Origin of the sequence: Hoeflea sp. (assembly GCF_039975035.1) — a bacterium.
GTDB lineage: Bacteria > Pseudomonadota > Alphaproteobacteria > Rhizobiales > Rhizobiaceae > Hoeflea.
This window is the reverse complement of record NZ_JBDWHW010000129.1, coordinates 1-6,208: the sequence shown is the minus strand read 5'-3', so window position 1 is coordinate 6,208 and position 6,208 is coordinate 1. Positions and strand designations below refer to the sequence as shown.

Genomic DNA, 6,208 nt, shown 5'->3' with positions numbered 1-6,208 from the left:
ATCACATGGGCGAGGTGGTGTCGCGCACCGAACTGGTCGAACACATGTATGATCAGGATTTCGACCGGGATTCCAACACGATTGAAGTGTTCGTCGGCCGGTTGCGCAAAAAGATCGGCGTCGACCTGATCGAAACCGTGCGCGGCCTGGGCTACCGCTTGGTCCCGCCCGAGGGCGCGGACGCCGGCAAGACCGGATGAAGCGCGGGTCTCTCACCGCGCGCGTTCTGCTGTTTGCCTCGGTGTGGGCGGTGATCGCCCTGGTCGCCATCGCGATTGTGATTTCACAGCTTTACCGCGCGGGCAGCGAGCGTGCCTTTGGCGAACTGCTGCGCGCCCACCTCAACAGCGTTATCAACGCGGTGACCATCAACGGTGAGGGACATCTGTCGGGAAATCCGCAACTTGGCGACCTGGTGTTCGATCAGCCCGGCAGCGGCTGGGTCTGGCTGGTTGAACCGCTGGGTGCGCTTGACGGCCCGAGACTGGCCTCGATCTCCATCGGCGAGGCGACGATTGCGCCGCCAAGCATCAAGGAACTGCCGTTCAACGAGCGCTATCTGCGCACCTATCGGGCCGGCGATGCCGACGGCAACAGGCTGGAAGTGATCGAGACCGAAGTCGAACTCGACAGCGACGGCCACGCGGCGCGTTTCCGGGTGGGCGGCAACCGCGCGGTACTGGAAGCCGATATCGCGGCATTTTCGGGCAATCTCTATCTGGTGCTGGCTCTGTTCGGTATCGGCAGCCTGCTGGTCAACGCGGTTGCCATTCTTTACGGCTTGCGACCGCTTGACCAGGCCCGCCAGGCGCTGGGCCGCATTCGCGCCGGCGAAGCCAGACAGCTTGATGGTCGGTTTCCGCGCGAGATCGCGCCGTTGGCGGGTGAAATCAACGCGCTCATCGAGGCCAATCATCGCGTGGTTGAGCGCGCCCGCATGCAGGTTGGCAATCTGGCGCATTCGCTGAAAACGCCGATCGCGGTTCTCATCAATGAATCGCGCGACATGTCGCCGGCCCACGCCAGCCTGGTCCGAACCCAGGCCGAGACAATGCAGGCGCAGGTGCAGACCTATCTCGACAGGGCCCGCATCGCCGCCCAGCGAGGCAGTGTTCTGGCCCGCACCGAGGCGGCGCCGGTGATCGAGCGGCTGGTCAGGGTGATGGCCAAACTCAACCGTGACCTGGATTTTTCCGCCGATATCGAGCCGCGCGACGCCGCGCTGGCCATGGAAAGCCAGGATCTGGAGGAAGCGCTCGGCAACCTGGTCGAAAACGCCGCCAAGTTCGCGCGGGACAAGGTTGTCGTCAGATTGCGCAGGGCACCCGATGGCAGGGGGCAGAGGCCGATGTACCGGATCGATGTTGATGATGACGGGCCTGGCCTCGACGAAGTGGGTATGCGGGAGGCGATGAAACGCGGCCGCAGGCTCGATGAAAGCAAACCCGGTACTGGCCTGGGCCTGTCAATCGTTGGCGAGATCGCTTCTGAATACAAGGGTGGCTTCGCTCTGGCCCGGGCGCAATCGGGGGGATTGTCAGCGCAACTGATCTTGCCCGGATTGGGTGATGAAAAATGAGTTTCGACACGGGTCTGCACCCGTCACAATGCGGCCACAGGAAAGCGGCACAAAGATGATGCGTCAGGACTTCGGGCACCAAGAATTTCGGGCAATATACACGGCATCGGACAAGCAGGGACTTAGCGGTATGGCAACTTTATTCTCGAGTTTCTCGAAATTGACTTTTGCCGCTGGCCTTTTGGCCGCGGTTGCGGGCTGCACCAGCATTGGAGCAGTCAAACCATTGTCGTTCGGACCGGTGTCGGCCCCGAAAATCGGCGGCAGCGATGCGATCCTTGTCTCGCTGAACGGCGGCATCCTGCCGAAAGAGGCCGTAAACAGCCTGACCAAGCCGGATCAATTGCGCGCCCTGGCAGCCGAATATCAGGCTCTGGAAAAAGCACCGCTTGGACAGACGGTGGCCTGGAAAGGGCAGACCAGCAACGCTTCCGGTGAGATATCCGTGGGTACACCCTATCAGGTGGGCCGGCAGAACTGCCGTCAATACACCCACACCGCCACCATCAAGGGTGCTCCGGTGAAAGGGCAGGGTGCTGCCTGCCGCAATGAGGACGGCAGCTGGACGCCGCTGAGCTGAGCCGTCGAAACCGTTTGATCGGTGTCATTGCATTCATGTTCGGCGGGAAAATCGCTGATGAACGGCGCGGCTGACTGCCGGGCTTGACGCGACCAAACGCCCCATTTTCCTTTTCCACACCGATTGATGTTGGAAAATAAACAATGCTCGGATATTGAAGCCATATGTTGTTTTGGGTAATCGCAGCCGTCATGACCGCCGCAGCGACCCTGGCCCTGCTCGGGCCGGTGGCGCGCGCCCGTAAATCCGTATCAGCAGCGCCCGAATCGCACGATGTGGAAGTCTATCGCGATCAGTTGAGCGAAGTTGATCGTGACCTTGCCGATGGACTCGTCGAACCTGTTCAGGCCGAAGTGGCCCGCACCGAAATTTCCCGGCGGCTGCTGACCGCGGCGCGCAAGAGCGAGGCGGCGGGTGCGGACAGCGCCGGTGCCCAGAATTCCAGGTTGCGCAGGGCTGTGGTCATAGCTGTTGCAATCTTCATGCCGCTGGTCGCTGTCACCGCCTACCTTGAACTCGGGCGTCCCGATTTGCCGCAACTGCCGCTTTCGGCACGACTGCAGGCCGAGCCACAGTCATCCGATATCACCATGCTGATTGCGAAGGCTGAACAGCATCTGGCCAATAACCCCGATGATGGCCGTGGCTGGGACGTGCTTGGACCGATCTATCTGAGAACCGGTCGTTTTGAAGATGCGGCCACAGCATTCCAAAAGGCAATTTCCATCCTGGGGCCGTCGCCGACGCGGCAGGCAAACCTTGGGGAAGCTCTGTTTTCGGCTGCCGGGGGGATTGTCACCGAGGAAGCCAGTCTGGCATTCCAGACCGCTCGCGAGCTTGATTCGACCGATCCGCGACCACAGTTTTTCCTGGCCGTGGCCATGGCCCAGTCGGGCAAGACTACCGAAGCCCGCGCGGCGTTTGCCGGCATGCTTGAGAGTGCTCCTGAAGGTGCTCCCTGGATACCGGCCGTGCAAAGCCAGATCGCCGCTCTGCAGCCAGGCGCCGGTTCCACCGCGCTGCGTAATCCCTCCGCCGCCGATATCGCCGCCGCGCAGAATATGAGCCCGCAAGACCGCAACGTGATGATCGGCTCGATGATCGACAGCCTGAAGGCCAAGCTTGTCGACAATCCCGACAATATCGAGGGCTGGCTGCGGCTGGTGCGATCCTATGTGGTGACGGGAAGCCGCGATCAGGCCCAATCGGCGCTTGACCAGGCTTTTTCCGCTTTTTCGCCCTCCGGACCTGAAAGCCAGGCTCTGAATGCACTGGCCAATGAACTGGGCCTGATTGCCACGCCAACCCTGGGCGGCGTCCCCATGCTGCCCGCGACCCCGTCGCCCGCCCGGTCCGGCAACGAACCGTCAGCGGCCGCAAAAGCACCTTTCATTCTGCCCGGCGCAAACACCGATGCCGCTCAGGACCAAACTTCAGGGGAAGCTTCGCCGGCACCGCTTAACGGGCCGTCCGAGGCCGATGTTTCCGCCGCAGCCGAAATGTCAGTGACTGATCGCAACGAGATGATCCGCGGCATGGTTGCGTCGCTCGATGCCAAACTCACCGACAACCCGGACAATTTGGAAGGATGGCTGCGCCTGATCAACTCCTACGCCGTGCTGGGAGACCGCGCCGCAGCCGAGCAGGCACTCGCACGGGCTGCCAACGCTTTTCCCGCCGACAGTGAAGGCGGACGTGAGCTGGCCGGGCTTGCCTCCCAGCTGGATCTTGAACCTGTTGTGGAGGGCCAATGAACCGCAAACAGAAACGATTGGCGATCATCGCCGCCGGCGCGGTGTTCCTGGCCGGCGCCGCCGCATTGGTGACTTCGGCGCTGCGCGAACAGATCGTGTTCTTCAATTCACCCACCGATGTGCTGGCCCAGCATGTGGCTCCGGGCGCAAGGGTCCGGCTCGGTGGTCTGGTTGAAGAAGGCTCAGTCGAGCGCGGCGAGAATTCCGCTGTCACCTTCCGGGTCACCGACACCAGCGCGTCCGTCAAGGTTCGCTATGTCGGTATTCTTCCGGACCTGTTCCGTGAAGGGCAGGGCGTGGTGACCGAAGGCGTGTTTTCGCCGGATGAGGACACATTCCTGGCGGACTCGGTTCTGGCAAAGCATGATGAGAACTACATGCCCAAGGAAGTCGCAGACGCGCTCAAGGCACAGGGCGTATGGCAGGAAGGCGACCCGGCTCCGGGCATCGCAACTGAAACGCAATAGGCCGCTTGCGCGGTCAACGCCGTTGAACCTATAGGAGTTGACGACGCCATGATCACCGAACTCGGCCATTTCGCCCTTGTCCTTGCGCTGGCCACGGCCATTGTCCAGTCAATCGCGCCGCTGATCGGCGCGCGCCGTCGTGACGCCGGGCTGATGGCGATTGGGCCGGTGGCCGCATTGACTTCCATGGCGCTGGTGGCGATTTCCTTTCTCGCGCTGACATACGCCTATGTCACTTCGGATTTCTCGGTCTTGAATGTCGTCGAGAACTCGCATTCGCTCAAGCCGCTGATTTACAAGATCACTGGTGTTTGGGGCAACCACGAAGGCTCGATGCTGCTGTGGGTGCTGATTCTGACGGTGTTTTCGGGACTGGTGGCGCTGTTCGGGCGAAATCTTCCCGACACGCTCAAAGCCAATGTGCTCGCGGTGCAGGCCTGGATCACTGTGTCCTTCCTGCTCTTCGTGCTGCTCACCTCCAATCCCTTCATCAGGCTCGAGTCGGCGCCGGCGGAAGGCAATGACCTCAATCCGATCCTGCAGGACATCGGCCTGGCGATCCACCCGCCGCTGCTCTATCTCGGCTATGTCGGCTTCTCGATTTCCTTCGCCTTCGCCATCGCCGCGCTGATCGAAGGCCGCATCGACGCGGCCTGGGCGCGCTGGGTCAGGCCGTGGACGTTAACCGCCTGGATCTTCCTCACCGCCGGCATTTCGATGGGCAGTTACTGGGCTTATTATGAACTGGGTTGGGGCGGCTGGTGGTTCTGGGATCCGGTCGAAAACGCCTCGTTCATGCCGTGGCTGGTGGGCACGGCGCTGCTGCACTCGGCGCTGGTGATGGAAAAACGCGAGGCATTGAAAATCTGGACGGTTCTGCTGGCCATCCTGACTTTCTCGTTCTCGCTGCTCGGGACTTTCCTGGTTCGCTCCGGGGTTTTGACTTCCGTGCACGCTTTTGCCACCGACCCGGCGCGCGGCATGTTCATTCTTGGCATTCTGGTGATTTTCATCGGCGGCGCGCTGGCGCTGTTCGGGTTGCGTGCCGGTACGTTGAAAGCAGGCGGCATCTTCGCGCCGATCTCGCGCGAAGGGGCGCTGGTTCTCAACAACCTGTTCCTGACGACAGCCGCTGCCACGGTGCTGATCGGCACACTCTATCCGCTGCTCCTGGAAGCCACCACCGGCGCCAAGATTTCGGTCGGTGCTCCGTTCTTCAATCTGACCTTTGGTCCGCTGATGGTGCCGTTACTGATGGCGGTGCCATTCGGGCCGCTGCTGGCCTGGAAGCGCGCCGACCTGGCCAGTGCCGCGCACAGGCTTTATTTTGCCGTCGGCGTTTCGCTGCTGGTTGGTTTGGGCGTCGTGTTCATGCAAACCGGCGCTCCGGTTCTGGCCGGTCTCGGGATATCGCTGGGCGTGTACCTGATCCTCGGTGCGCTGACTGATCTGGCACTGCGCTCCGGTCTTGGCCGGGTGGCGGCAAATGTCGCCTGGAGACGCCTGATCGGCTTGCCGCGCTCGGCCTTCGGCGCGGCCTTCGGTCACATGGGCTTGGGCGTTACGGTGATAGGCGTTGTCGCGGCCAGCCTGTTTTCGACAGAATCCGTGGTGTCGATGAAACCCGGCGACACGGTGAGCGCCGGAGGCTACGAACTGCACTTCGACGGAACCAGGGACGGCAATGGCCCCAACTATTCCTTCACGTCGGGCGAATTCACGGTGTTGCGCGGTGGCGTCGAGGTAGCAACTGTTGCGTCGGCAAAGCGGTTCTACCAGGCCCGGAGCATGCCCACGACCGAGGCCGGAATCCTGACCTTCGGCGCAA

At 62.0% G+C, this 6,208-nt stretch carries 6 protein-coding genes; all 6 read left to right on the top strand.

Translation table 11 applies throughout. The features are described 5' to 3' along the window. On the top strand, positions 1-200 hold a 200-nt coding region (locus ABJN75_RS11000), incomplete at its 5' end, for a winged helix-turn-helix domain-containing protein (protein WP_348439632.1). Continuing rightward, on the top strand, positions 197-1,579 hold the full coding sequence (locus tag ABJN75_RS10995; RefSeq protein ID WP_348439630.1) for a HAMP domain-containing sensor histidine kinase: 1,383 nt from the start codon (positions 197-199) through the stop codon (positions 1,577-1,579). The genes ABJN75_RS11000 and ABJN75_RS10995, both read left to right, overlap by 4 nt. Positions 1,580-1,709: 130 nt before the next feature. Beyond that, positions 1,710-2,159: a hypothetical protein gene (locus tag ABJN75_RS10990; RefSeq protein WP_348439628.1), complete on the top strand. Its 450-nt coding sequence runs from the start codon at positions 1,710-1,712 to the stop codon at positions 2,157-2,159. Between the two features lie 164 nt (positions 2,160-2,323). Further along, positions 2,324-3,913 carry a c-type cytochrome biogenesis protein CcmI gene (gene ccmI / locus ABJN75_RS10985; RefSeq protein WP_348439626.1) on the top strand — a complete coding sequence of 530 codons (1,590 nt, stop codon included), beginning with the start codon at positions 2,324-2,326 and terminating at the stop codon, positions 3,911-3,913. Beyond that, the gene (ccmE, locus tag ABJN75_RS10980) at positions 3,910-4,380 is read left to right on the top strand and encodes a cytochrome c maturation protein CcmE (protein WP_348439624.1); all 471 of its coding nucleotides are present in this window, start codon (positions 3,910-3,912) and stop codon (positions 4,378-4,380) included. Before ccmI ends, ccmE begins: the two co-directional genes overlap by 4 nt. Before the next feature lie 48 nt (positions 4,381-4,428). Next, the coding region (locus tag ABJN75_RS10975) for a heme lyase CcmF/NrfE family subunit (protein ID WP_348439622.1) at positions 4,429-6,208 on the top strand (1,780 nt) is incomplete at its 3' end.

Excerpts from the sequence above, each read along its gene's own strand:
- ccmE (WP_348439624.1), top strand. The coding sequence starts at position 3,910 with ATGAACCGCAAACAGAAACGATTGGCGATCATCGCCGCCGGCGCGGTG.
- ABJN75_RS10990 (WP_348439628.1), top strand. The coding sequence starts at position 1,710 with ATGGCAACTTTATTCTCGAGTTTCTCGAAATTGACTTTTGCCGCTGGC.
- ABJN75_RS10995 (WP_348439630.1), top strand. The coding sequence starts at position 197 with ATGAAGCGCGGGTCTCTCACCGCGCGCGTTCTGCTGTTTGCCTCGGTG.
- ccmI (WP_348439626.1), top strand. The coding sequence starts at position 2,324 with ATGTTGTTTTGGGTAATCGCAGCCGTCATGACCGCCGCAGCGACCCTG.